Raw genomic sequence first — 23,234 nt, forward strand, 5'->3', positions numbered from 1 at the left:
GGCCACGTCCGGACCGCGCCCGGACCGCGCCCGGACCGCCTCGGGTCCCCGACCAGCGCCGGAGGGAAGGCCCGTGCCGAGGAGGGGCGGCGCGCGTAGGGTGACGCCATGCGCTTGAGTACGGTGATCCTCCCCATCCACCGGTGGAGCGAGGGCCAGAAGACCTGGCGGCGGGCCGAGGACCTCGGATTCCATGCCGCGTACACCTACGACCACCTCTCCTGGCGGACCTTCCGGGACGGCCCGTGGTTCGGCGCCCTGCCCACGCTCACCGCGGCGGCGACGGCCACCGAGCGGATCCGGCTCGGCACGCTCGTGACCTCGCCGAACTTCCGGCACCCGGTGACCCTCGCCAAGGAACTGATGTCGCTCGACGACATCTCCGACGGCCGGGTCACGCTCGGCATCGGCGCGGGCGGCAACGGCTTCGACGCGACCGCGCTGGGCCAGGAGCCGTGGACGCCGAAAGAACGGGCCGACCGCTTCGCCGAGTTCGTGGCACTGCTCGACCGGCTGCTCACCGAGGAGTCGGTCACCGAGCGCGGCACGTTCTACTCCGCCGACGAGGCCCGGAGCATCCCCGGCTGCGTCCAGCGCCCGCGCCTGCCGTTCGCGGTCGCGGCGACCGGGCCGCGCGGGCTGAAGCTGGCAGCGCGGTACGGGCAGGCATGGGTGACGACCGGCGACCCGAAGATCTTCGAGGAAGGCACCCCGGAAGAGTCGGTGGCGGCCCTGCGCGGCCAGATCGAGAAGCTCGGCAAGGCCTGCGCCGAGACCGGACGCGAGGTGGCCGCGCTCGACAAGGTGCTGCTGACCGGGTTCACCCCGGACCGCAACCGGCCGCTGGAGTCCGTCGACGCCTTCGTCGACTTCGCCGGTCGGCACCGTGAGATCGGCTTCACCGAGATCGTGATCCACTGGCCGATCCCCGACTCCGACTTCGCCACCGACCAGGCGGTGTTCGAGCGGATCGCCACCGAGGCCCTCGCCCAACTGGGCTGATCCACAACGCACGGAACCGGACCGCCCGGCGGCTCGTACCGCATGTCACGACCGCCCGGCGGTCCCTGCATACGTCAGCCCGACCGGCGGGCCCTCCCGATGTCAGCCGGACCGGCGGTCCCCGTACGTCACCCGGCGCCCGGCGCGTCGGGCGAAGCGACGCACGCGGTGCCGGGACCGGACGGGCCCGGTGAGGACAGCGGCCTTCCGTGGCCCACGACGTCGACCAGACTCGCCAGGACATCGCCGACCAGCACCGGTTCACGGGCGGGATGACCCGCGCCCGACCCCTCGCACTCCGGGCAGAGCACCATGCCGAGGCTCCCGACCCACATCCCGTACGGGGCGCCGCAGGAGTCGCACATGTCGCTCAACCATCCCGAGTCCATACCCCCGCCCCCCTGAGACGCCTGCCCTTCCCAGAGGTCTTCCCCGTCACGGCGAAAACGAACGGATGTTTACGGCCACGTAGGGACAGACCGTCGCACGTCCCACGGCGCCGGGTGCCCACGGTCCGGGATTCCGCAGTTCAGGGCCCCGCGCCGCTCAGCCGCGCCCCGGCCGCTTCGGCAGACCCCGGTAGCCGGGGTGCACCCCGGGCGTGAGCCCCTGCTGCTCCGCGACCCGGCCGAGCAGATCGGTCAGCCGGGCCCGGTCCTCCGCGTCCAGCGCCGCGAAGAGGTCGTCCTCGTGCGCGGCGGCCACCTCCCGTACGCCCTCAAGGGCCCGTCGGCCGCCCTCGGACACGTACAGCTCGTGGTGGCGACGGTCCTCGACGCTACGGCGGCGCTCCACGAACCCCCTGCGCTCCAGATTGTCGATGAGCGCGACGACCCGGCTCGGCACGACGCCGAGGTCCGCCGCGAGGGAGCGCTGACTCCTGCCGGGCTCCGTGGCGATCATCCGCAGCAGGCCGACGTCCGGCGGCGCGAGGCCGAGTTCGCCGACGCGCTCGCCGAAACGGCCCGCCGCGTGCGCCCCGAGCTGGGCCAGCAGAAACGCCCCTCCGCGTGGGGGCGGAGGCGTTGTCCCGGGATCTTCCGCTGCTTGCCGGTCGCTGCTCACGGGGTTATCGTACGCGAAAAGAATGATTCTCCACTGTGAACCATTCAATCAAGAGAACGGATAGTGCCGTGTCCACAGAGAGCTGGAGCGCATCCCGGCCGACCGAGGCCCACCACGAGCGCAGGGACGCCCAGGGAGGACCGCCGCCGGGCGTGCTCGCCGTGGTGTTCACCGCGCTCTTCCTGGTGGGACTCGTCCTCAGCACCGTGCTCGCGGGCGGCGAGCCGTTCCCCTCCCCCTTCGGCGACACCGCCGAGATCGTGGCCTGGTTCCGCGCCCACCCCGACGCCGTCCAGGTCTCCGGCGCCCTCCAGTTCGGCGCCTCGGTGCCGCTGGCCATCTACGCCGCCACCGTCTCGGCCCGGCTGCACCGGCTCGGTGTCCGCGCCCCCGGCGCGACCATCGCCCTGGCCGGCGGCCTGCTCGCCTCCGGGTTCCTGGCCTGCTGCGGCCTGATCAGCTGGACCCTGTCCCGTACGGAGGTCCTCGAACTGCCGCAGCTCGTCCGCGCCCTGCAGTACCTGGCCTTCGCCACCGGAGGCCCCGGGCACGTGGTCGCGCTCGGCCTGCTCGTGGCCGGGATCGCCGTGCCCGGACTCCTCGCCGGACTGCTCCCGCGCACCCTGGCGCTGACCGGCCTGGTCCTCGCGGCCGTCGCCGAACTGTCCGCCCTCACCCTGCTCCTCGACGGCGCCGCGCTCCTGCTGCCGCTGGCCCGGTTCACCTGCCTCGGCTGGCTGATCGCCGCCGGGTTCCTGCTGCCGCGCCACCGCTCCCAGGCCCGTGCCGCAGCCCGCAGGGGAGGCACCGGCGGCTCCGCCCGTACCAGCGTCACCACGAACACCGCCGACTCCACCAGCCACAGCCATGAGGAGGCCTGAGCCCGTGCCCGAGAACGAAAACGAGCCCATGTCCGAGTCCCTGCCCGAGCCCGAGAACGACACCGGCCGGGCCGGGCCGAGCAGCCCGGCCGACCCCGCTGAGCCGAGCAGCGCGGCCGACCCCGCCGTCCCGGCCCGGCCGAAGGACCGGACCGGGGAACCGTCACCGACCGCCAAGCTCCTGCGTTTCCAGCAGCCGGAGAAGACCCTGCGCTACCTCGGCGAACTCTCCGACGACCGGATCGCCGGGCTCTTCGGCCTGGACGGCGACGCCTACCGCGCCCGACTGCGCGCCTACGACGACCAGGTACGGGAGACGGCCGCCGGACTCCTCAAGGACCCCGGCTTCGCCGACCGGGTCGGCCGACTGCCCTTCCGGCCCGGCCAGCTGGTCGTGGCACTCGGCGAGAGCACCACCGCCGACCGGCTGTCCTGGTGCGAGGTCCTGCGCCACCTCCTCCCGCAGGACGTACGGCTCGTGAACCTCGCGGTCTCCGGACAGACCACCACCCAGGCCCTCGCCCAACTGCCCCAGCTGTCCCGCTTCCGCCCCGACTGGGTCCTGTGCATGATCGGCGCGAACGACACCCAACGCCTCGGCAGCTCCCCGGGAGCACCCGGCACCCGGCTGGTCAGCGCGGCGGAGACCGAGCGCAATCTGCACGCCCTGCGCGCGCTCGCCGCCCCGGACGCGGCCGACCGCTGGGTCTGGCTCACCCCGAGCGGGGTGGACCAGGAACGCGCCGACTCCTACCCGCACTTCCTCCGCGCGGGGATCGGCTGGGCCGCCCAGGACATCGACGGCATCGCCGACTTCCTCCTCGGCCGTCCCGAACCCACGGTCGACACCCGGCGGGTGACGGCCGGTCTGCACCTCGACGACGGGATCCACCTCACGCCGGAGGGCCAGCGGGCCGTCGCCGTCGCCCTGGTCGACACGCTCGCGGAACGCACCCCGCCCGGCGCCACCACGGCCCGGATCGCGCCCGGCGCCTCCGTGGAAGCGGGCCCTTCCCGACCGGTGGCGCCATGAGGCTGCTGCTCTTCGGCGTCACCGGCGGGACCGGGGCGCACCTGCTCTCCCAGGCACTCGCCGCCGGACACCGGGTCACCGCCGTCGCCCGCGACCCCGCCCGGGTACGGACGGGCGACCCGGAGGGCGGTCCCCCGGCCGGAGGCCCCGGTGCCGGACCGTCGGCCGGGTACGGAAGTCCCGAGGCCCGGCTGACGGTCCTGCGCGGGGACGCGCTGGCCCCCGAGGGCTGGCGGGAGGCCGTGGCCGGGCACGACGCCGTCGTGTCCTGCCTCGGCAGCACCGACCGCAGGCACCCGACGACCGTCTACTCGCAGGGCACCCGGCACCTCGTCGAGGCCATGCGCGCGTCGGGGGTGCGGCGGCTGCTCTGCCTCTCCTCGGCCGGACTCGAAGTCACCCCCGACCTCCCGCTGCCGCAGCGGCTCGTCACCCGGCATGTGATCCAGCGGCTCTACCGGCACGGTTACGCCGACATGGCCCGGATGGAGGGCCTCCTGTCCTCGGCGGTCGCGGAGGAGACGCTCTGGACCGTGGTACGGCCCCCGATGCTCACCGACGGACCGGCGACCGGCCGCTACCGGACCGTCGTCGGCGGACACCTGGAGCGCCCGAAGTCCCTCTCCCGCGCCGATCTCGCGCACTGCCTGCTCGGCCTCGTCGAAGACCCCCGCACCCATCGGACCGTGGTGGAGGCCGCGTACTGAACCAGCCGCCCGGCGCCCGAGAACCGGGGGCTGGGGGCCGGGGGCCGGGGCCCAGGGACCGGCATCCGACGACTGCCGTCCGACATCCGACGACCAGCATCCGACGACTGCCATCCGACCGGCTGAAACCGGACAACGGGATCCACTCATATGTGCGGCTCCCCGCACGCCCGTGCGCCCGGTGCGGAAGAATGGGGCGGTGACCTCTCCCCGTGCCCCGCGCACCTCCGCCCCGGCGCCCCGGCTGATCGCCACCGACCTCGACGGCACACTGCTGCGTGACGACAAGACCGTCTCCGCGCGCACGGTCGCCGCCCTCGCCGCCGCCGAGCGGGCGGGCATCGAGGTCTTCTTCGTCACCGGCCGCCCGGCCCGCTGGATGGACGTCGTGAGCGAGCACGTACACGGCCACGGCCTGGCGATCTGCGCGAACGGCGCCGCCGTCGTCGACCTCCGCGCGGGAGGCACCTTCCTGAAGGTGCGCCCGCTGGAGCGGCCGGTCGCCCTCGATGTCGTACGGGCCCTGCGGGAGGCCGCACCCGGCATCTCCTTCGCGGTCGAGCAGACCACCGGCATCCACTACGAGCCGCTGTACCCGCCGTTCTTCCTCGACCCCGGCGCGACCATCGCCACCGCCGAGAACCTCCTCTTCGAAGAGGCGCCGGGCGCCGCCGCCCCCGTACTGAAGCTGCTCGCGAAGCATCCCGAACTCGATCCCGACGAGTTCCTCGCGGTGGCGCGGAAGGCCGCCGGACACCTGGCCGCGTTCACCCGGTCCAGCCCCACCGCCCTCATCGAGATCAGCGGTCCCGGTGTCTCCAAGGCCTCCACCCTGGCCCGGTGCTGCGCCGAGCGCGGGATCACCGCCGAGGAGGTCGTCGCGTTCGGCGACATGCCCAACGACATCGAGATGCTGAGCTGGGCGGGCCGCTCGTACGCGATGGGCAACGCCCACCCCGACGTGATCGCCGCCGCCACCGACCGCACCTCCGCCAACGACGAGGACGGGGTGGCCGCCGTCATCGAGCAACTGGTGGCCGAGGTCGCCGCCGCCCGCTGAACCGGTGCCGTCGAGGCCCCTACAGCGGGGCCTCCCACACCACCGTCGTGCCGCCGCCGTCCTCGCCGAGGCCCGGCCCGCACCAGCTCGCGCCGCCGAGCGACTCGGCCCGGCGCGCCAGATTGCGCAGACCGCTGCGCCGGCCTCCCTCGGGGAGGCCGATCCCGTCGTCCGCGACCGAGAGCCGTACTCCCGAGGAACCGTCGGGCAGGGTGACACCGGCGTCGACGACCACCTCGATCCTGCTCGCCCGCGCGTGCCGGAAGGCGTTGGAGAGCGCCTCGCGCAGCGCCGCGATCAGGTTCTTGCCGGTGAGCTCGCCGACCGTCGCGTCGATCGCGCCCAGGAAACGGTGGGCGGGCTTGAAGCCGAGCGGCACCGCCGCCATGTTGATCTCCCGCAGCACCCGGGTGCGCAGCCCCGACGGGGCCTCGGCGGGCCCCTGCTGGAGCGCGAAGATCGCCGTACGGATCTCCTGGATGGTCACGTCCAGCTCGTCCACGGCCTTGCCGACACCCTCGCGCACGGCCGGGACGATCGACCTGCGCTGTGCGCTCTCCAGCATCATGCCGGTCGCGAAGAGCCGTTGGATGACGAGATCGTGCAGGTCACGGGCGATCCGGTCGCGGTCCTCGTACACGGCGAGGCGCTCCCGGTCCCGCTGGGCGTCCGCCATCATCAGGGCCAGTGCCGCCTGCGAGGCGAACTGGGTCGCGAGCGTCCGTTCGGCCTCGGTGAACTGGCGCGCGCCGCGCACCCGGGGGGTGGCGAGCGCGCCCAGCACCCGCCCGCCGCTCTGCAGCGGCAGCATCATGCTCGGCCCGTACGAGGAGTTCAGCCGGGTGATCATGCGCGGGTCCGTCGACGCGTCCGCCACGAAGACGGGCTCGCCGTCCAGCAGCAGCCGGGCCACCGCGCTCTCCGGCGGGATCACCACGCCCAGCGATCTGGTGGACCTCGGCGAGGAGACGGCGACGATCTCCAGCCCGCCGTCCTCGGCGGGCAGCAGCACGATCCCCGCGTCCGCGTCCGCGAGGCGCCTGGCCTGCTCGGCGACGACGGAGAGGGCGTCGTCGGCGTCACCGCCGGAGAGCAGCGCGGTGGTGACGGCGACCGAGCCGTCGATCCACCGCTCGCGCTGCCGGGCCGCCTCGTACAGCCGGGCGTTGCCGATGGCGATGCCCGCCTCGGTGGCGAGCACCCTGACCATGTGGACGTCGTAGTCGTTGAACTCGCCGCCGCCGTGCTTCTCGGCCAGGTACAGATTGCCGAAGATCTCGCCCTGGACGCGGATCGGGACGCCGAGGAAGGTCCGCATCGGAGGGTGGCCCGGCGGGAAGCCCGCCGAGCGGGGGTCGGTGGACAGATCGGCGAGGCGGATCGTCCGGGGGTCCCGGATCAGCGCGCCGAGCAGCCCCGCGTGCCCGTCCGGCCGGTGCCCGATGCGGCGGGCCACGTCCTCGTCGACGCCGAAGGTGACGAAGTCGGAGAGGCCCTTGCCCTCGTCGTCGACGACTCCGATCGCCGCGTAGCGGGCGTCGGCGAGTTCGGCGGCGGTCTCGCAGATGCGGTCGAGCGTCGTGTGGAGTTCGAGCCCGGTGCCGACCGACCGCATGGCCTCCAGGAGCTGTGGCACGCGTGCGGTCAGCTCGGTGGACAGCCCCTGGAGGCTGCGGGTGGCCCGGGTGGCTGCCTCCAGGGGGTCCTGGACTGCTTCCGAGGTGTCCGGGTCGTCTTCCAGGGGGTCCGGGGCGTCGGACGCTGCGGCGGTCATGGGGTTGAGCCTAGTAAGTCCCATTTGACGAGAAAAGTCGAACGTCGGCCCCGGACCGGATGGGGGCTGGGGGAACGGCCGCCGCTGATGACGAAGACGACGCGGATCACTCGCCACGGCCCCGTACCCAGGGCCCGGCCCCGGGTGCGTACCGGGGCCGGGTACAGCCGCCGGGCCTCAGGCCGGGACAGCCGTGGCTTCCGCGATCCCCGCGTCCTCCGTGGTCTCCGTGATCTCCTTGGTCTCCGCGTCCTCCGCGCCGACGACGAGCAGATCGGTCGCGCGTTCCTGCTCCAGCATCCGGCGCAACGGGCCGTCCACCGATGCCAGCTCCGCGTACGGGCCGTGCTGCACGGTCCGGCCCTCGTCCAGGACGATGACCTCGTCGACCGCGTCGAGCCCGTGCAGCCGGTGGGTGATGAGGACGGTCGTACGGCCCTCGGTGGCCCGCAGCAGATCGTCGGTGAGCGCGTCGGCGGTGGGCAGGTCCAGGTGCTCGGCGGGCTCGTCGAGGACGAGGACGGGGAAGTCCGCGAGGAGCGCGCGGGCCAGCGCGAGCCGCTGCCGCTGCCCGCCGGAGAGCCGGGAGCCGTGTTCACCCACGAGGGTGTCGAGACCGTCCGGCAGACCGTCCGCCCAGTCGAGCAGCCGGGCCCCGCGCAGTGCCTCGCGCAGTTCGGCGTCGTCGGCGTCGGTACGGGCGAGGCGCAGGTTCTCGCGGACGGAACTGTCGAAGAGGTGCGCGTCCTGGGCGCAGAGGCCGACGAACCGCCGTACCTGGTCGCCGTCGAGCGCGCCCGCGGGCACCCCGCCGATCCGGTACGCGCCGTGCTCCACGTCCAGGAAGCGCAGCAGCACCTGGGCGAGCGTGGTCTTGCCGGAACCGGAGGCGCCGACCACGGCGACCCGGCGCCCGGCGTCCAGGGTCAGCCGGAAATCGGCGAGCGCGGCCCGCTCCTGCCCGGCGTGCCGGGCGGAGAGCCCGTCGAGCTCCAGCGGGAAGGGGCTCTCCGGGGGCGTCTCGGGCCGGACCGGCTCCCGTACGGGCACGGGCGCGTCCAGCATGTCGAAGACCCGCTCGGAGCTGTGCTTGACGCGCTGCCGGTACTGGACGGCGAGGGGCAGTCCGTTGACCGCCTCGAAGGCGGCGAGCGGTGTCAGGACGACCACGGCGAGGGACACCCCGCCGAGCCGCCCGTCCGCCACCGCCTGGACGCCGACGACCGCGGCGGCCACCACTGTCAGACCGCAGACCAGGGCGGAGAGACCGGCGCCGAGGGCTGCGGCGGCGGCCTGCCGGGAGGCGATACCGGTCAGGGTCCGGTCGGCGCTCCTGGCCCGCTCGATCCGGCCGCGCAGCGCACCGGCCACGGTCAGCTCGGCGCAGCCCCTGAGCAGATCGGCCACGGCGGTCGCGAGGGCGCCGCGCGCGGGGGCGAGCCGGCGTTCGGCACGGCGGGCCAGGGTGCCGCTCGCCAGGGGCACGAGGATGCCCGCGACCAGCAGTCCGACGGCGAGGACCGCACCTGCCTCGGGGAGCAGCCAGGCGGTGAAGCCGACGGAGCCGAGGCCCACGAGGAGCGCGGCGCCCGCCGGGAGCAGCCAGCGCAGCCAGTAGTCCTGGAGCGCGTCGACGTCCTGGACGAGCCGGGCGAGCAGATCGCCCCTGCGGGTGCGGGCCAGCCCGGCCGGGGCGATCCGCTCCAGGCGCCGGTAGACGGAGACCCGCAGTTCGGCGAGCATCCGCAGTACGGCGTCGTGCGAGACGAGCCGCTCGGTGTACCGGAAGAAGGCCCGCCCGATGCCGAAGGCACGGGTGGCGGTGACGGCCATCATCAGATAGAGCACGGGCGGCTGTTCGGAAGCACGGGAGATGAGCCAGCCGGACACGGCCATGAGCCCGACGGCGGAGCCGAGGGCGAGGCTGCCGAGCAACAGGGCGAGCGCCATCCGCCCCCTGAGCTCCCCGGCCATGCCCCGCACCCGCCCGAGCACGGACCCACCGGCGGCCCGGGGGACGGACCCGGCCTGAGACCCGGCCTGAGATCCGGCCTGAGATCCGATCTCGGCCCCAGACCCGGGCTCGAACTCGAACCCGAACCCGCCGAAGACACCGGCCCGAGCATCGACATCAACACCGGCACCGGCACCGGCACCAGTCAGGCCGGTACCGCCGACCCCGGCACCTTCGAGAGCCGCTCCCACCCGGGCCCCCGCCGGAACGGGCTGCGCCGGAACGGGCTCCGCCGGGGCGATCCGTACCACCCGGTCGGCCACCGCGAGTAGTGCCGGGCGGTGGACGACGAGGAGCACCGTCCGGTCGGCGGCGAGGCGGCGGACCGCCTCGACCACACCCGCCTCCGTCTCGCCGTCCAGCGCGGCCGTCGGCTCATCGAGCAGCAGCAGGGGCCGGTCCGCGAGGAACGCGCGGGCGAGCGCGAGACGCTGTCGCTGCCCCGCCGACAGCCCGGCGCCGTCCTCGCCGAGCGGCGTCTCGCTCCCCTGCGGGAGTCCCGCGACGAACCCGTCCGCCCCGGCGTCCCGCAGCGCCCGCAGCACCTCCTCCTCGGAAGCGTCCGGTCGGGCCAGCCGTACGTTCTCGGCGACCGTGCCCGCGAAGAGGTACGGGCGCTGCGGAACCCAGGCGATCCGCGACCGCCAGGCCTCCAGGTCGAGCGTGGCGAGGTCCTCGCCGCCGACGCGGACGGAACCGCCCGGCTCCGGCACGGCGAACCCGAGCACGACATCGAGCAGCGTCGACTTCCCGGTCCCGCTCGGACCCACCAGGGCCACCGTCTCACCGGGTTCGACGGTCAGCGTCGTCACGTCGAGCGAGGGCTCGGCGCGTCCGGGATGGCGTACGGTCACGCCGTCCAGCTCCAGGCGCACCGAGTCCGGGACCGCGCCCGAGCCGCCCGCCCGTACCGGGTGCTCCAGGACCTCGAAGATCTCCTCCGCCGCCGCGAGGCCCTCCGCCGCCGCGTGGAACTGGGCCCCGACCTGACGCAGCGGGAGGTACGCCTCCGGGGCGAGCACGAGGATGACGAGTCCGGTGTACAGATCGAGGTCGCCGTGGACGAGCCGCATACCGATGGTCACGGCGACGAGCGCGACCGACAGGGTCGCGAGGAGTTCCAGCGCGAAGGAGGAGAGGAAGGCGATCCGCAGGGTGCGCATCGTCGCCCGGCGGTACTCCGAGGTGATCGCGCGGATCGACTCGGCCTGGGCCTTCGCCCGGCCGAAGATCTTGAGGGTGGGAAGTCCGGCGACGACGTCCAGGAAGTGGCCGGAGAGCCGGGAGAGCAGCTTCCACTGACGGTCCATGCGGGCCTGGGTGTACCAGCCGATCAGGACCATGAAGAGGGGGATGAGCGGCAGGGTGCCGACGATGATCGCCGCCGAGACCCAGTCCTCAGTGACGACCCGGGCCAGGACGGCCATCGGAACGACCACCGCGAGACCCAACTGAGGGAGGTAGCGGGCGAAGTAGTCGTCCAGGGCGTCCACGCCCCGGGTGGCGAGGGCGATCAGCGAGCCCGTCCGCTGCCCGCTCAGCCAGCCGGGTCCGAGGGCGGCTGCCCGGTCGAGCAGACGGCCGCGCAGTTCGGACTTGACCGCCGCGCTCGCCCGGTGGGCGGCGAGTTCGGTCAGCCAGGAGACCAGCCCCCGTGCCAGCGCCACTCCGGCGAGCAGCAGCAGGGGCGTGGTCAGGGCGGAGACCGACCGGTCCTGTTGGAAGGACCCCACCACGATCTCGGCGATGAGCATCGCCTGGGCGATGACCAGCGCCGCTCCGACGAGACCGAGCACGACCACCGCGAGCAGGAAGACACGGGTGGCCCTGGCGTACCGGAGCAGACGCGGATCGATCGGTTTCACGTGAAACATTGCTCCCTGGAGAGGACCGGCTAGTGGGCGTCGGCGATGTGCTGGGTGCCGATCCGCTTGCGGAACACCCAGTAGGTCCAGCTCTGGTAGAGCAGCACCAGCGGGGTCGCGATCCCCGCGCACCAGGTCATGATCTTGAGCGTGTACGGGCTCGACGACGCGTTCGTCACGGTGAGGCTCCACTCGGGGTTCAGCGAGGAAGGCATGACGTCCGGGAAGAGAGCCAGGAAGAGCATCGCCACGGCGGCGGCAATGGTGACGCCCGAGAGCGCGAACGACCAGCCCTCGCGCCCCGCCTTGATCGCGACGATCGCTCCGACCAGGGCCACCACGGCGATCAGCATCGCCGCGAGGCTCCAACTGTCCCCCGTGTCGGCCTGGGTCCAGATCAGGAAGCCGAGCGCGAGCACCGCCGCACCGAGCCCGAGCTTGAGCGCGAGCGCCCGCGCCCGGGTCCGGATGTCACCGACCGTCTTGAGCGAGACGAAGACCGCCCCGTGGAAGGTGAAGAGGGTGAGCGTGACCAGACCGCCGAGGATCGCGTAGGGGTTGAGCAGGTCCCAGAAGGTGCCGACGTACTCCATCTCCGCGTCGATCTTCACGCCCCGGACGATGTTGCCGAAGGCCACGCCCCAGAGGAACGCGGGGATCAGCGAGGTCCAGAAGATGGCCTGTTCCCAGTTGCGCTGCCAGTTCTCCTCGGGCCGCTTCGCCCGGTACTCGAAGGCGACGCCCCGGATGATCAGACAGACCAGGATGATCAGCAGCGGCAGATAGAACCCGGAGAAGAGCGTCGCGTACCACTCGGGGAACGCGGCGAAGGTCGCGCCTCCGGCGGTGAGCAGCCACACCTCGTTGCCGTCCCAGACGGGTCCGATGGTGTTGATGAGGACCCGCTTCTCGGTCCTGCCACGGGCGAGCAGCTTGGTCAGGATGCCGACCCCGAAGTCGAAGCCTTCGAGGAAGAAGTAGCCGATCCAGAGGACGGCGATGAGTACGAACCAGACGTCGTGGAGTTCCATGCCTCGATCTCCTGAGCCTCAGTACGAGAAGGCCATGGGGCGGTCGGGGTCACGAGAGTCCCCGCCGATCTTGGTGGGCGGGTTGAGGTCGTCCTCGGTGAGCTCCGGCGGGCCCGCCTTGACGTACTTCACGAGCAGCTTGACCTCGATCACGGCGAGGATCGCGTAGAGCGTCGTGAAGATGATCATCGAGGTGAGGACCTCGCCCTGGGAGACGCCGGGGGAGACCGCGTCCTTGGTGCGGAGCACGCCGTAGACGACCCAGGGCTGACGGCCCATCTCGGTGAAGATCCAGCCCCAGGAGTTGGCGATGAGCGGGAACGCCATGGTCCAGAGGGCGATGATCCAGTACCACTTGCCCAGCCGGGGGCTGAGCGCCTTCCGCCGGAACAGGACCAGGTTCGGCACTTCGTCCTCACCGGTCCTCAGGCCGGGTGCCAGCAGGAACTTCCTTCGGGTCAGCCAGAGCCCGATCAGACCGATGGTCAGCGAGGCCATGCCGAAGCCGATCATCCAGCGGAAGCCCCAGTAGGCGACGGGGATGTTGGGCCGGTAGTCGCCGGGCCCGAACTTCTCCTGCTCGGACTTGTTGACGTCGTTGATGCCGGGGACGAAGGAGTCGAAGTCACCGTTGGCGAGGAAGGACAGCAGGCCGGGGATCTCGATGGCGACCTTGTTGTGCCCCTCGTCGACATCGCCGTAGGCGAAGATCGAGAAGGGGGCCGGGGCCTCGCCGTCCCAGAGGGCCTCGGCGGCGGCCATCTTCATCGGCTGCTGCTTGAACATGACCTTGCCGAGCAGGTCACCGCTGATGGCGGTGCCGAGACCGGCGATGATCAGGGTGACCAGGCCGACCCGGAGCGAGGTCCGCATCACCGGGATGTGCTTCTTGCGGGCCAGGTGGTAGGCGGAGATGCCGACCATGAACGCGCCGCCGACCAGGAAGGCGGCCGTCATGGTGTGGAAGAACTGGGTGAGGGCGGTGTCCTGGGTGAGCACGCGCCAGAAGTCGGTGAGCTCCGCCCGGCCGCGCTCCTCGTTGATGCGGTAGCCGACGGGGTGCTGCATCCAGGAGTTGGCCGCGAGGATGAAGTACGCGGAGAGGACGGTGCCGATCGACACCATCCAGATGCAGGCGAGGTGGATGCGCTTCGGCAGCTTGTCCCAGCCGAAGATCCACAGACCGATGAAGGTCGACTCGAAGAAGAAGGCGATGAGGGCCTCGAAGGCGAGCGGCGCCCCGAAGATGTCACCGACGAACCGGGAGTAGTCGGACCAGTTCATGCCGAACTGGAACTCCTGGACGATGCCGGTGACGACACCCATGGCGATGTTGATCAGGAAGAGCTTGCCCCAGAACTTCGTCGCCCGGAGGTACTTCTCCTTCTCCGTCCGCACCCAGGCGGTCTGGAGTCCGGCGGTGAGCGCGGCGAGGGAGATCGTCAGGGGGACGAAGAGGAAGTGGTAGACGGTGGTGATGCCGAACTGCCAACGCGCCAGGGTCTCTGGCGCAAGAGCGAGGTCCACGTCGTTTTCTCCTTACATCGCCGTGGTCACACCGGCAGTTTGCCCTGCTAATCCCATGAATTACGGGATGAACCAGGACACGCTTGTGAACGCGTTCACATTCACAAGCATTATGGACCATACGAAATCCGTATCTTCGACCGGGGGTCCCCTCCTGGAGACCACCCTGGCCGGCCGATCGGTCCGCCCCCCGTCGACGACTTCCCGGCGACTTCACCGCCTGCCGGATCCCGGGCCCGACCCTCGGACACGCGTCGTCGGACACGCGCCGTCCGGCCCGCCGGACACACCACGGCGACCCTGACGGAGACCCCCACGAGCACGGCACCCGTGAGAAGCCTCCCGCTCTCCTCCGTCACCCACGTCCAGGGCGAGAAGGTCTCCTCCGACGGCGACCCCGGCCCCCAGGTCCCGGCCCCCAGGTCCCGGCGCCCAGGCCCGGCCACCGGACCCAGACCCCCGTCCGCGAAGGCGACCCGATCCGGGTGGAACACGTACGGGGCCGGTCACCGGACCCACCGGCGACCGGCCCCGCAGCTCACCGGCAGCCGGTCAGCCCTCCCGGCGGAAGCCCTCCGCCGCCTTCAGGAACAGGTCGTTCGCCTCGGTCTCACCGATCGTGACGCGCACGCCCTCGCCCGCGAACGGCCGCACCATCACACCGTGCCGCTCGCACTCCGCCGCGAAGTCCGCCGTCCGCTCGCCGAGCCGCAGCCAGACGAAGTTGGCCTGCGTGTCCGGCACCGTCCAGCCCTGGGCCACGAGCCCCGCGTGGACCCGCTCGCGCTCCGCCACCAGGGAGCCGACCCGCCCGAGCAGCTCGTCCTCGGCGCGCAGCGACGCCACCGCCGCGTCCTGCGCCAGCTGGCTCACCCCGAACGGCACCGCCGTCTTGCGCAGCGCCGCCGCGACCGGCTCGTGGGCGACCGCGAAACCGACCCGCAGCCCCGCCAGGCCGTACGCCTTCGAGAAGGTGCGCAGCACGGCGACGTTCGGCCGGTCGCGGTACAGCTCGATGCCGTCCGGGATCCCGGCGTCGCGGACGAACTCGCGGTAGGCCTCGTCGATCACGACCAGGACGTCGGAGGGGACCCGGTCGAGGAAGCGTTCCAGCTCGGCCCGGCGCACAGCGGTGCCCGTGGGGTTGTTGGGGTTGCAGACGAAGATCAGCCGGGTCCGGTCGGTGATCGCCCCGGCCATCGCGTCGAGGTCGTGCACCTCGCCCTCGGTCAGCGGCACCTGCACCGAGGTCGCCCCGCTGATCTGCGTGATGATCGGGTACGCCTCGAAGGAGCGCCAGGCGTAGATCACCTCGTCGCCGGGGCCCGAGGTCGCCTGAAGCAGCGACTGGGCGACGCCGACCGAGCCGGTGCCGGTGGCCAGGTGCGAGACGGGGACGCCGAAGCGGTCGGCCAGTTCCTCGGTGAGGCCCGCGCAGGCCATGTCCGGGTACCGGTTGAAGTTCGCGGCGGCGGCCAGCGTGCTCTCCAGGACACCGGGCAGCGGCGGGTACGGGTTCTCGTTGGAGGACAGCTTGAAGGCCACGGGGCCGCCCGCCGCCGCGGGCCTGCCCGGCTTGTAGGTGGGCACGCCGTCCAGCTCGGCGCGCAGCTTCGGGCTGCCGGTGCTCGTCCCGCTGGTCTCGCTCACAGTGTGGCCTCCTCGACCGTACGTACCGCCAATGCTCCTCACCTTAAGAGGATTCGCCCCCGCTGCGAATGGCCTGTGGACAACCCGCCGCGAACGACCTGTGGACAACGGGAGGGAAACGCCCCGGACGCGCCACCCCTTCCTGCCCGACAGACCAGGGGGCGCACGCATGGGTAGCGCGCGCCGGTGGCGAGCGCCGTAGCGCGCATCCCCCGTAGAGGTGAGTTGAGACCTCTTCGAGACCTCGCCCTCTCGCCAGGTCGACGTGGTCCAATTCCGATGGAACCCACGACAATCACTCTAACTGCCTTTGATTTATTGGGCCTTGATGCTTTTCGATCATGCAGAAACGTGCCTGTCAACGCCTGCATATGCGACCGGCCGAACCCCCCTTTGTCGCCCTACTATCGGCTCGCCATGACAGCAGCAGGGAAGCACCAGGTGAGCCGGGCACAGACCCGGGGAAGCCGGCAGGGCCGAGCAGGCATCCGGGACGTGGCCGCCGCCGCCGGGGTCTCCATCACGACTGTCTCCGACGCGCTCAACGGCAAGGGCCGACTCCCCGACGCCACCCGGCGCCACGTCCGCGAGGTCGCCGACCGGCTGGGGTACCGCCCCTCCGCGGCGGCCCGCACGCTCCGCACCGGCAAGTCGGGACTCATCGGCCTGACCGTGACCACGTACGGGGATGAACCTTTCACCTTCACCGAATTCGCGTATTTCGCGGAGATGGCCAGAGCCGCCACATCGGCCGCACTCGCCCGGGGCTACGCCCTGGTCATCCTCCCCGCCACCTCCCGCCATGACGTCTGGTCGAACGTCGCCCTCGACGGCACCGTCGTCATCGACCCCTCCGACCACGACCCGGTCGTCACCGAACTGGTCCGCCAGGGCCTGCCCGTCGTCTCCGACGGACGTCCCGCCGGCACCCTTCCGGTCACCGCCTGGGTCGACAACGACCACGAAGCCGCCGTCCTCGACCTGCTCGACCACCTCGCCGACGCCGGCGCCCGCCGCATCGGCCTTCTCACCGGAACCACCACCGACACGTACACCCGCCTGTCCACCACCGCGTACCTGAACTGGTGCGAACGGGTGGGCCAGGACCCCGTCTACGAGGCCTATCCGGCGCACGACCCGTGCGCGGGCGCCGTCGCGGCCGACCGGCTGCTCGCCCGCCCGGACCGGCCGGACGCCGTCTACGGACTCTTCGACCCCAACGGAACCGACCTCCTCGCAGCCGCGCGCCGCTACGGACTCCGCGTCCCGGACGACCTGCTGCTGGTCTGCTGCAGCGAGTCGACCGTCTACGCCACCACCGAACCGCCCATCACGACGCTCTCGCTCAAGCCACGCCGGATCGGCACCGCCGTCGTCCAGCTCCTCATCGACGCCATCGAGGGGATCGAGACCGACGGCCCGGTCGAGCAGGTGATACCGACCGAACTCATCGTCCGCACCTCCTCGCAGCGCCGCTCGCCCCGTACGACGGTCAGCCCGCCGCGCTCGCCCTCGAAGGACTGAGAAGTCCCGACGGAACGCCCCGCACCGGAACCTCCGACGGGGCGCCACCCCACCGCCGTCCCGCCCCTGCCCGTGGGCCGGGACGGCCAAACCGGCCGACGCACCGGCCTCTACCCTGGACTAGACCTTCCCAAATCGGGCGAATCAACCAGTGAACCCGGAGTGGACCCGGATTCACCACCCCTGGTGCGTCACACAGCACGACCCTCATTCCTATGATGGGCGCACGACATCGCGGGCCACCCCCACCAGGCCGGTCCGCGATGTGCAGGGCATCGCGACGGTGGTGGAGGGGTCCATGACTCAGGGGGCCGGGCAGGAGCCCGTGGCGCGCACGGCGACATTGCGTGACTTCCGAGTACCGCCGTACGCGCGCGTGCCCGTACAGGGCCACGCCTCCGAGCCGACCTCCGGGGAACCGCTGCCGGTCCCGCCACCGGTCGAGGCCCCGCCAGCCGAGCAGCCGCACCACACGGCGCCCGAGCGCCCCCCGGCCCCCCCGCACCCGGTCGACCACGACCCCCGTACGGCCCCGATGCCCACCACCGCGCCCGAGCAGCCGTGGCACCCGGGACACCCGCACGCCCCGGCCGCCCCGGGACAGCAGGACCAGGCCGACCACGCCGCCGGACACCAGCTCCCCCCGTACCCGTCCGAGCCGCCCCGGCACCCCGCGGGACCCCCGCCCAGCGCCCCCCCGCCCTCCGAGCCGACCCTGCTCCTCGGCCACCGCACCCCGCCCGCGTACCCCGCCCCGGCCGCCTCCGCGATCGTCTCCGTCGCCACCGGCCACCCCGGCAACGCCTTCCCGGACGGCGAACTCCCCGAGGGATACACCCCGACCGAGCGCGACCTGCCCGTCATCGGCCCCGGCGACACCCTCCGGCTCTCCGTCGCCCCCGAGGCCGTCACCGCGGCCGAACCCTCCTCCGGGAACGGCGAGGGACCCGGCCCGCTCTTCGTCGTCGGTGACGTCCACGGCTACCTCGACGAACTGACCTCCGCCCTCCACGCCCAGGGCCTCATCGACGAGAACGGCGACTGGTCCGCCGGGAACGCCCGCCTCTGGTTCCTCGGCGACTTCACCGACCGGGGCCCCGACGGCATCGGCGTCATCGACCTCGTCATGCGCCTGTCCGCCCAGGCAGCGGCTGCGGGCGGCTACTGCAAGGCCCTCATGGGCAACCACGAACTGCTGCTCATCGGCGCCAAGCGGTTCGGCGACACCCCGGTCAACTCCGGCGCGGGCACCGCCACCTTCCAGGCCGCCTGGCTGCTCAACGGCGGGCAGAAGCACGACATGGACCGCCTCCAGGACGTCCACCTCCAGTGGATGTCCCGGCTCGACGCCGTGGTGCGGGAGGACGACCACCTCCTGCTGCACTCCGACACCACCGCGTACCTGGAGTACGGCGAGACCATCGAGGACGTCAACGACACGGTCCACGAACTCCTCAACCGGAACGACGCCGACGAGGTCTGGGACCTCTTCCGCAAGTTCACCAAGCGCTTCGCCTTCCGCGACGAAGGCGGCCCGCAGGCCGTGCGGGAGCTGCTCTCCACCTACGGCGGCCGACGGATCGTGCACGGCCACAGCCCCATCCCGTACCTCCTCGGCCAGGTCGGCGCGGAGGACGGCGAGGACGACACCAGACCGGTCGTCGACGGACCGCACGTCTACGCCGAGGGCCTCGCCATCGCCATGGACGGCGGAGTGACCATGGCCGGAAAACTCCTGGTCGTCCAACTGCCCCTGACCGGCTGACGCGTCACCCTGCGCATCCGGGGACGTCGAATTCCGGAAACACCCTGTCAGCCCGTGGGGCCCCCGTCCTACCATCGGGGTCCATTGGTAGCAGGCTCTCCTCCGTTTCCGCTCGACCGACCGTTCGCCACGGCTGATCCGCGGCCACGGACCATCGGGGGATGCACATGAACGTGGCTCCGCACCTGCTGACCGAGGACCGCGCCGAGTACGAGCGGGTCCTCGACGACGCACTGAACACCGCCCGCACCCGTCCGGATCTCGACGGAGCGGGCGACCGCCTCACCCTCGTACAGCTGCGTGCCCTCACGCTGAACGCGACCACTCTGGTCACCAGCGCGGCGGCGAGCGAGTACGAGCACTACGTGAAGGTCCGCGAGCAGCACCGCGCGGCCCTCGGCAGCCGCCCCTCGACCGCCGACCGTCCGGGACCGGACGGCGCGGGTGTCGTCGCCGTCCTCACCGTCATGGTGCCCGTCCTCGCGGGCGCGGCGGCCGTCATCCTCCTGCTGACGGGCGCGGTCCTGCACGCCCTCACCCCGACCGTGGCGTTCGGCGCGACGCTGCTCACCGCCGGTCTGGTCTTCGGGACGGTGGCCGCGGCGGGACTGCTCTGCGCCGCCGTGGGACTCCTCGTGACGGCCCTGCGCAACGGCCCCGCGGAGGTGGGCGAGGACGTCGTGGAGGACGAGCTGTCCCGCGCCCGGGAGGCCTGGCGCCTGGCCCTCCTCGAACGCGGGATCGTGCCCTTCCTCCACGACGTCCTCGCCGCCGCCGCACCCGGGCCCGACACCCCGGACGGCTGAGACCGGTACCGGTACCGGTCTCAGCGACGGCGGTGGATCAGTCCGCGAGCGGGAGGTACACGCGGTTGCCGCTCGCGGCGAACTCCTGGGACTTCCCGGCCATCCCCGCCTCGATCTCCTCCTGGGTACCGCCGTGCTCCCGCCGGATGTCCTGCGAGATCTTCATCGAACAGAACTTCGGCCCGCACATGGAACAGAAGTGCGCCGTCTTCGCGGGCTCCGCGGGCAGCGTCTCGTCATGGAACTCACGCGCGGTGTCGGGGTCGAGCGCCAGGTTGAACTGGTCCTCCCAGCGGAACTCGAACCGCGCGTCGGACAGCGCGTCGTCCCATTCCTGCGCGCCCGGATGCCCCTTGGCCAGGTCCGCCGCGTGCGCCGCGATCTTGTACGTGATGACACCGGTCTTCACGTCGTCCCGGTTCGGCAGCCCCAGGTGCTCCTTGGGCGTGACGTAGCAGAGCATCGCCGTGCCCCACCAGGCGATCATCGCCGCGCCGATGCCGGAGGTGATGTGGTCGTACGCGGGCGCCACGTCCGTCGTCAGCGGACCGAGCGTGTAGAACGGCGCCTCCTCGCAGATCTCCTGCTGGAGGTCGATGTTCTCCTTGATCTTGTGCATCGGGACGTGCCCGGGGCCCTCGATCATCGTCTGCACGTGGTGCCGCTTGGCGATCGTGTTCAGCTCGCCGAGCGTGCGCAGCTCCGCGAACTGCGCCTCGTCGTTGGCGTCCGCGATCGAACCGGGGCGCAGTCCGTCGCCGAGCGAGTACGTGACGTCGTAGGCCGCGAGGATCTCGCAGAGCTCCTCGAAGTGCGTGTAGAGGAAGTTCTCCTTGTGGTGCGCGAGGCACCAGGCGGCCATGATCGAGCCGCCGCGCGAGACGATGCCGGTCTTGCGGCGCGCGGTGAGCGGCACGTACGGCAGGAGTACGCCGGCGTGCACGGTCATGTAGTCCACGCCCTGCTCGGCCTGTTCGACGACCGTGTCCTTGTAGATCTCCCAGGTCAGTTCCTCGGCCCTGCCGTCGACCTTCTCCAGCGCCTGGTAGAGCGGCACGGTGCCGATCGGTACGGGGGAGTTGCGCAGGACCCACTCGCGGGTGGTGTGGATGTTGCGGCCGGTGGACAGGTCCATGACCGTGTCGGCGCCCCACTTGGTCGCCCAGGTCATCTTCTCCACCTCCTCCTCGATGGAGGAGGTGACGGCGGAGTTGCCGATGTTGGCGTTGACCTTCACCAGGAACCGCTTGCCGATGATCATCGGCTCGATCTCGGGGTGGTTGACGTTCGCGGGCAGCACCGCGCGGCCCGCCGCGATCTCCTCCCGCACGACCTCGGGGGAGACGTTCTCCCGGATCGCCACGTACTCCATCTCCGGGGTGATCTCGCCCCGGCGGGCGTACGCGAGCTGGGTCACCGCCCTGCCCTCGCGGCCCCGGCGGGGCAGCCGGGGCCGGCCGGGAAAGACGGCGTCGAGGTTCTTGAGCCCGCCGCGCGGCGAGGTGTGCTTGATGCCGTCGTCCTCGGGGCGGACCGGGCGCCCCGCGTACTCCTCGGTGTCACCGCGCGCGACGATCCAGTTCTCGCGCAGGGCCGAGAGGCCCCGCCGCACATCGGTGTCGACGGTCGGGTCGGTGTACGGGCCGGAGGTGTCGTACAGCGTGACGTCCCGGCCGTTGGTGAGGTGCACCTGACGGACCGGCACCCGGAGGTCGGGGCGCGAGCCCTGGACGTACCCCTTGTGCCAACCGGGCGTGCGCTGCTGCCCGTCGGCCCGGTTCTGGTCGGAGGCAGGCGTGCGTGCATCCTGAATGGTCATGAGACCGATCTCCCTACGCCGGCATTACCCGGTAACAGGTTCGGCGGTCGGCGCAGCCCTTTCCCGTACGTACATCAGTACGCGCGTACGGTGATCAGCGCCCTCTCAGCCCGGTGCTCCGAGCTCCCGCGTGTGCAAAGGTGCCACCACGCTAGCGCCATCCCTGGCGTGCTGAACAGTGGGCCCCTGCCGTTCTTGCGATGATCGGTCGGTGACTTCCCCCCATCAGACCCCCGAACCGCACGGCCACGGGCACGGCCATGGGCACAGCCACAGCCACGGTCCCGCCGCCCCGGTCTCCCGCCATCTGCGCAAGGTCATCGCCGCGATCCTGATCCCGTTCGCCACCGCCGTGGTGGTCGGTCTGGTGGTGCTGTGGCCGGGCGGCACCCCGGCGCACGAGCGCACCGGAGTCGGCTTCGACCGGCAGACGGAGCAGGGCAAGGTCGTCTCCGTGCAGTACGTCGACTGCGCGTCGGTCAATGCCGGGCAGGTCCCGCCGACCGGAGACACCTCCACCCCGGAGGGGCGCGAGGCCGTCGACTCCCGGCGGGGGCAGTGCGCGAAGGCGACGGTCGAGGTCGCCAGCGGGCCGGAGAAGGGGCGGCGGTTCACCGAGATCGTGCAGCCGGACGCGCCCCGTCAACTCCACCAGGGACAGGGCGTGGTGGTGGCGTACGCCCCCGACGCGCCCCACGATCTCCAGTACTCCGTGACGGACGTCAACCGGAAGCTGCCGATCGCCCTGCTCGCGGGGATCTTCGCGCTCGCGGTGGTGCTCGTCGGACGGCTGCGGGGCCTGATGGCGCTCGTCGCGCTCGTCATCAGCTTCCTCGTGCTGACGTTCTTCATCCTGCCCGCGATCCTGGAGGGATCGAATCCGCTGGTCGTGGCGGTGGTCGGATCGAGCGTGATCATGCTGGCCGCGCTCTATCTGTGCCATGGCCTCTCGGCCCGCACCTCGGTCGCGGTGCTCGGGACGCTGATCTCGCTGCTGCTGATCGGTCTGCTCGGGTCGCTCTTCATCGACTGGGCCTCGCTGAGCGGCAACACCGACGACAACACCGGACTGATCCACGGCCTCTACCCGGACATCGACATGTCCGGTCTGCTGCTCGCCGGAATCATCATCGGATCGCTCGGTGTGCTCGACGACGTCACGGTCACCCAGACCTCGGCCGTCTGGGAACTGCACCAGGCCGACCCGGACATGGGGCCGCGCGCGCTGTACCGGGCCGGGATCCGGATCGGCCGCGACCACATCGCCTCGGTGGTGAACACCCTGGTGCTGGCGTACGCGGGCGCCGCCCTTCCGCTGCTTCTCCTGTTCTCGATCGCGCAGAGCAGCATGGGGACGGTGGCCAACAGCGAGTTGGTCGCCGAGGAGATCGTCCGGACCCTGGTCGGCTCGATCGGACTGGTCGCCTCCGTGCCGCTCACCACGGCGCTCGCGGCCCTGGTGGTCTCCGCCGACCGGGAACGGGCCGGAGGCGCGGGGCGTGCCGGGGGGCCGACGGCGGCCGGTGACCGTACGGGAGCGGGCGCCCGGAGGGCGACTGGCGCGCGGGGCGGGCGCCGTCGCCGCGCCAAGTGAGGGCCGCGGGACGGCGGGTACCGGCGAACAGCCAGGACAGGAGGCCCGTTCACACCGGTCGGTACGGGAAAGGTGTCACCGTGCTGGTGGGTACGGGGACGGTGAGGGCGTCGTCGT

At 71.9% G+C, this 23,234-nt stretch carries 17 protein-coding genes and 1 riboswitch; of the genes, 9 read left to right on the forward strand and 8 right to left on the reverse strand.

Annotation, left to right across the window (positions count from 1 at the left end; all coding sequences use genetic code 11):
- Positions 1-108: 108 nt before the first annotated feature.
- On the forward strand, positions 109-1,002 hold the full coding sequence (locus ACFXGN_RS04805; protein ID WP_384853496.1) for an LLM class flavin-dependent oxidoreductase: 894 nt from the start codon (positions 109-111) through the stop codon (positions 1,000-1,002).
- 128 nt (positions 1,003-1,130) lie between these two features.
- Here the strand turns inward: ACFXGN_RS04805 and ACFXGN_RS04810 are convergent, their stop codons facing one another.
- Both ACFXGN_RS04810 and ACFXGN_RS04815 read right to left on the reverse strand, forming a co-directional pair.
- The gene (locus tag ACFXGN_RS04810) at positions 1,131-1,376 is read right to left on the reverse strand and encodes a hypothetical protein (protein ID WP_384853499.1); all 246 of its coding nucleotides are present in this window, start codon (positions 1,374-1,376) and stop codon (positions 1,131-1,133) included.
- Between the two features lie 172 nt (positions 1,377-1,548).
- Positions 1,549-2,067, reverse strand: a complete 519-nt coding sequence (locus ACFXGN_RS04815; protein ID WP_384853501.1) for a MarR family winged helix-turn-helix transcriptional regulator — start codon at positions 2,065-2,067, stop codon at positions 1,549-1,551.
- Positions 2,068-2,135: 68 nt separating this feature from the next.
- On the opposite strand from ACFXGN_RS04815, the gene ACFXGN_RS04820 reads away from it, so the two are divergent.
- From ACFXGN_RS04820 to ACFXGN_RS04835, 4 genes are all read left to right on the forward strand, one after another.
- Positions 2,136-2,948 carry a hypothetical protein gene (locus ACFXGN_RS04820; protein ID WP_384853502.1) on the forward strand — a complete coding sequence of 271 codons (813 nt, stop codon included), beginning with the start codon at positions 2,136-2,138 and terminating at the stop codon, positions 2,946-2,948.
- 4 nt (positions 2,949-2,952) lie between these two features.
- On the forward strand, positions 2,953-3,981 hold the full coding sequence (locus ACFXGN_RS04825) for an SGNH/GDSL hydrolase family protein (RefSeq protein ID WP_384853505.1): 1,029 nt from the start codon (positions 2,953-2,955) through the stop codon (positions 3,979-3,981).
- A complete protein-coding gene (locus ACFXGN_RS04830) occupies positions 3,978-4,688 on the forward strand; it encodes an NAD(P)-dependent oxidoreductase (protein WP_384853508.1) in 711 nt (236 codons plus the stop codon). Before ACFXGN_RS04825 ends, ACFXGN_RS04830 begins: the two co-directional genes overlap by 4 nt.
- A 199-nt stretch (positions 4,689-4,887) precedes the next feature.
- Entirely contained in the window at positions 4,888-5,748 is an 861-nt protein-coding gene (locus tag ACFXGN_RS04835; RefSeq protein ID WP_384853510.1) for an HAD family hydrolase, read from the forward strand.
- 19 nt (positions 5,749-5,767) lie between these two features.
- Here ACFXGN_RS04835 and ACFXGN_RS04840 read toward each other — a convergent pair whose 3' ends face one another.
- From ACFXGN_RS04840 to hisC, 5 genes are all read right to left on the reverse strand, one after another.
- A complete protein-coding gene (locus ACFXGN_RS04840) occupies positions 5,768-7,522 on the reverse strand; it encodes a GAF domain-containing sensor histidine kinase (protein WP_384853513.1) in 1,755 nt (584 codons plus the stop codon).
- 177 nt (positions 7,523-7,699) lie between these two features.
- Positions 7,700-11,410, reverse strand: a complete 3,711-nt coding sequence (cydD, locus tag ACFXGN_RS04845) for a thiol reductant ABC exporter subunit CydD (protein WP_384853516.1) — start codon at positions 11,408-11,410, stop codon at positions 7,700-7,702.
- A gap of 20 nt (positions 11,411-11,430) precedes the next feature.
- On the reverse strand, positions 11,431-12,432 hold the full coding sequence (cydB, locus tag ACFXGN_RS04850; RefSeq protein WP_384853519.1) for a cytochrome d ubiquinol oxidase subunit II: 1,002 nt from the start codon (positions 12,430-12,432) through the stop codon (positions 11,431-11,433).
- Positions 12,433-12,450: 18 nt separating this feature from the next.
- On the reverse strand, positions 12,451-13,959 hold the full coding sequence (locus ACFXGN_RS04855; RefSeq protein WP_384853521.1) for a cytochrome ubiquinol oxidase subunit I: 1,509 nt from the start codon (positions 13,957-13,959) through the stop codon (positions 12,451-12,453).
- Positions 13,960-14,511: 552 nt separating this feature from the next.
- Complete coding sequence (gene hisC / locus ACFXGN_RS04860) at positions 14,512-15,609, reverse strand: histidinol-phosphate transaminase (RefSeq protein ID WP_384853522.1); 1,098 nt, start codon at positions 15,607-15,609, stop codon at positions 14,512-14,514.
- 417 nt (positions 15,610-16,026) lie between these two features.
- On the opposite strand from hisC, the gene ACFXGN_RS04865 reads away from it, so the two are divergent.
- The 3 genes from ACFXGN_RS04865 to ACFXGN_RS04875 all read left to right on the forward strand — a co-directional run bounded on the left by ACFXGN_RS04865 (position 16,027) and on the right by ACFXGN_RS04875 (position 19,704).
- Positions 16,027-17,133, forward strand: coding sequence for a LacI family DNA-binding transcriptional regulator (locus ACFXGN_RS04865; protein WP_351783227.1), 1,107 nt, complete (start codon positions 16,027-16,029; stop codon positions 17,131-17,133).
- Positions 17,134-17,431: 298 nt separating this feature from the next.
- Complete coding sequence (locus ACFXGN_RS04870) at positions 17,432-18,898, forward strand: metallophosphoesterase (protein WP_384853525.1); 1,467 nt, start codon at positions 17,432-17,434, stop codon at positions 18,896-18,898.
- Between the two features lie 161 nt (positions 18,899-19,059).
- Positions 19,060-19,704 carry a hypothetical protein gene (locus tag ACFXGN_RS04875; protein ID WP_384853528.1) on the forward strand — a complete coding sequence of 215 codons (645 nt, stop codon included), beginning with the start codon at positions 19,060-19,062 and terminating at the stop codon, positions 19,702-19,704.
- Between the two features lie 37 nt (positions 19,705-19,741).
- On the opposite strand, the gene thiC is transcribed toward ACFXGN_RS04875, so the two are convergent.
- Positions 19,742-21,523 carry a phosphomethylpyrimidine synthase ThiC gene (thiC, locus tag ACFXGN_RS04880; protein WP_384853529.1) on the reverse strand — a complete coding sequence of 594 codons (1,782 nt, stop codon included), beginning with the start codon at positions 21,521-21,523 and terminating at the stop codon, positions 19,742-19,744.
- A riboswitch (TPP riboswitch) is annotated at positions 21,517-21,663 on the reverse strand. Its footprint overlaps the gene before it by 7 nt.
- A gap of 71 nt (positions 21,664-21,734) precedes the next feature.
- On the opposite strand from thiC, the gene ACFXGN_RS04885 reads away from it, so the two are divergent.
- On the forward strand, positions 21,735-23,117 hold the full coding sequence (locus tag ACFXGN_RS04885) for a YibE/F family protein (RefSeq protein ID WP_384853532.1): 1,383 nt from the start codon (positions 21,735-21,737) through the stop codon (positions 23,115-23,117).
- Positions 23,118-23,234 lie beyond the last annotated feature (117 nt).

The organism is Streptomyces sp. NPDC059247, assembly GCF_042754005.1.
Classification (GTDB): domain Bacteria; phylum Actinomycetota; class Actinomycetes; order Streptomycetales; family Streptomycetaceae; genus Streptomyces.

Excerpts from the sequence above, each read along its gene's own strand:
- ACFXGN_RS04805 (WP_384853496.1), top strand. The coding sequence starts at position 109 with ATGCGCTTGAGTACGGTGATCCTCCCCATCCACCGGTGGAGCGAGGGC.
- ACFXGN_RS04830 (WP_384853508.1), top strand. The coding sequence starts at position 3,978 with ATGAGGCTGCTGCTCTTCGGCGTCACCGGCGGGACCGGGGCGCACCTG.
- ACFXGN_RS04840 (WP_384853513.1), bottom strand. The coding sequence starts at position 7,522 with ATGACCGCCGCAGCGTCCGACGCCCCGGACCCCCTGGAAGACGACCCG.
- cydD (WP_384853516.1), bottom strand. The coding sequence starts at position 11,410 with ATGTTTCACGTGAAACCGATCGATCCGCGTCTGCTCCGGTACGCCAGG.
- cydB (WP_384853519.1), bottom strand. The coding sequence starts at position 12,432 with ATGGAACTCCACGACGTCTGGTTCGTACTCATCGCCGTCCTCTGGATC.
- ACFXGN_RS04865 (WP_351783227.1), top strand. The coding sequence starts at position 16,027 with ATGACAGCAGCAGGGAAGCACCAGGTGAGCCGGGCACAGACCCGGGGA.
- ACFXGN_RS04870 (WP_384853525.1), top strand. The coding sequence starts at position 17,432 with ATGACTCAGGGGGCCGGGCAGGAGCCCGTGGCGCGCACGGCGACATTG.
- ACFXGN_RS04875 (WP_384853528.1), top strand. The coding sequence starts at position 19,060 with ATGCACATGAACGTGGCTCCGCACCTGCTGACCGAGGACCGCGCCGAG.
- thiC (WP_384853529.1), bottom strand. The coding sequence starts at position 21,523 with ATGACCATTCAGGATGCACGCACGCCTGCCTCCGACCAGAACCGGGCC.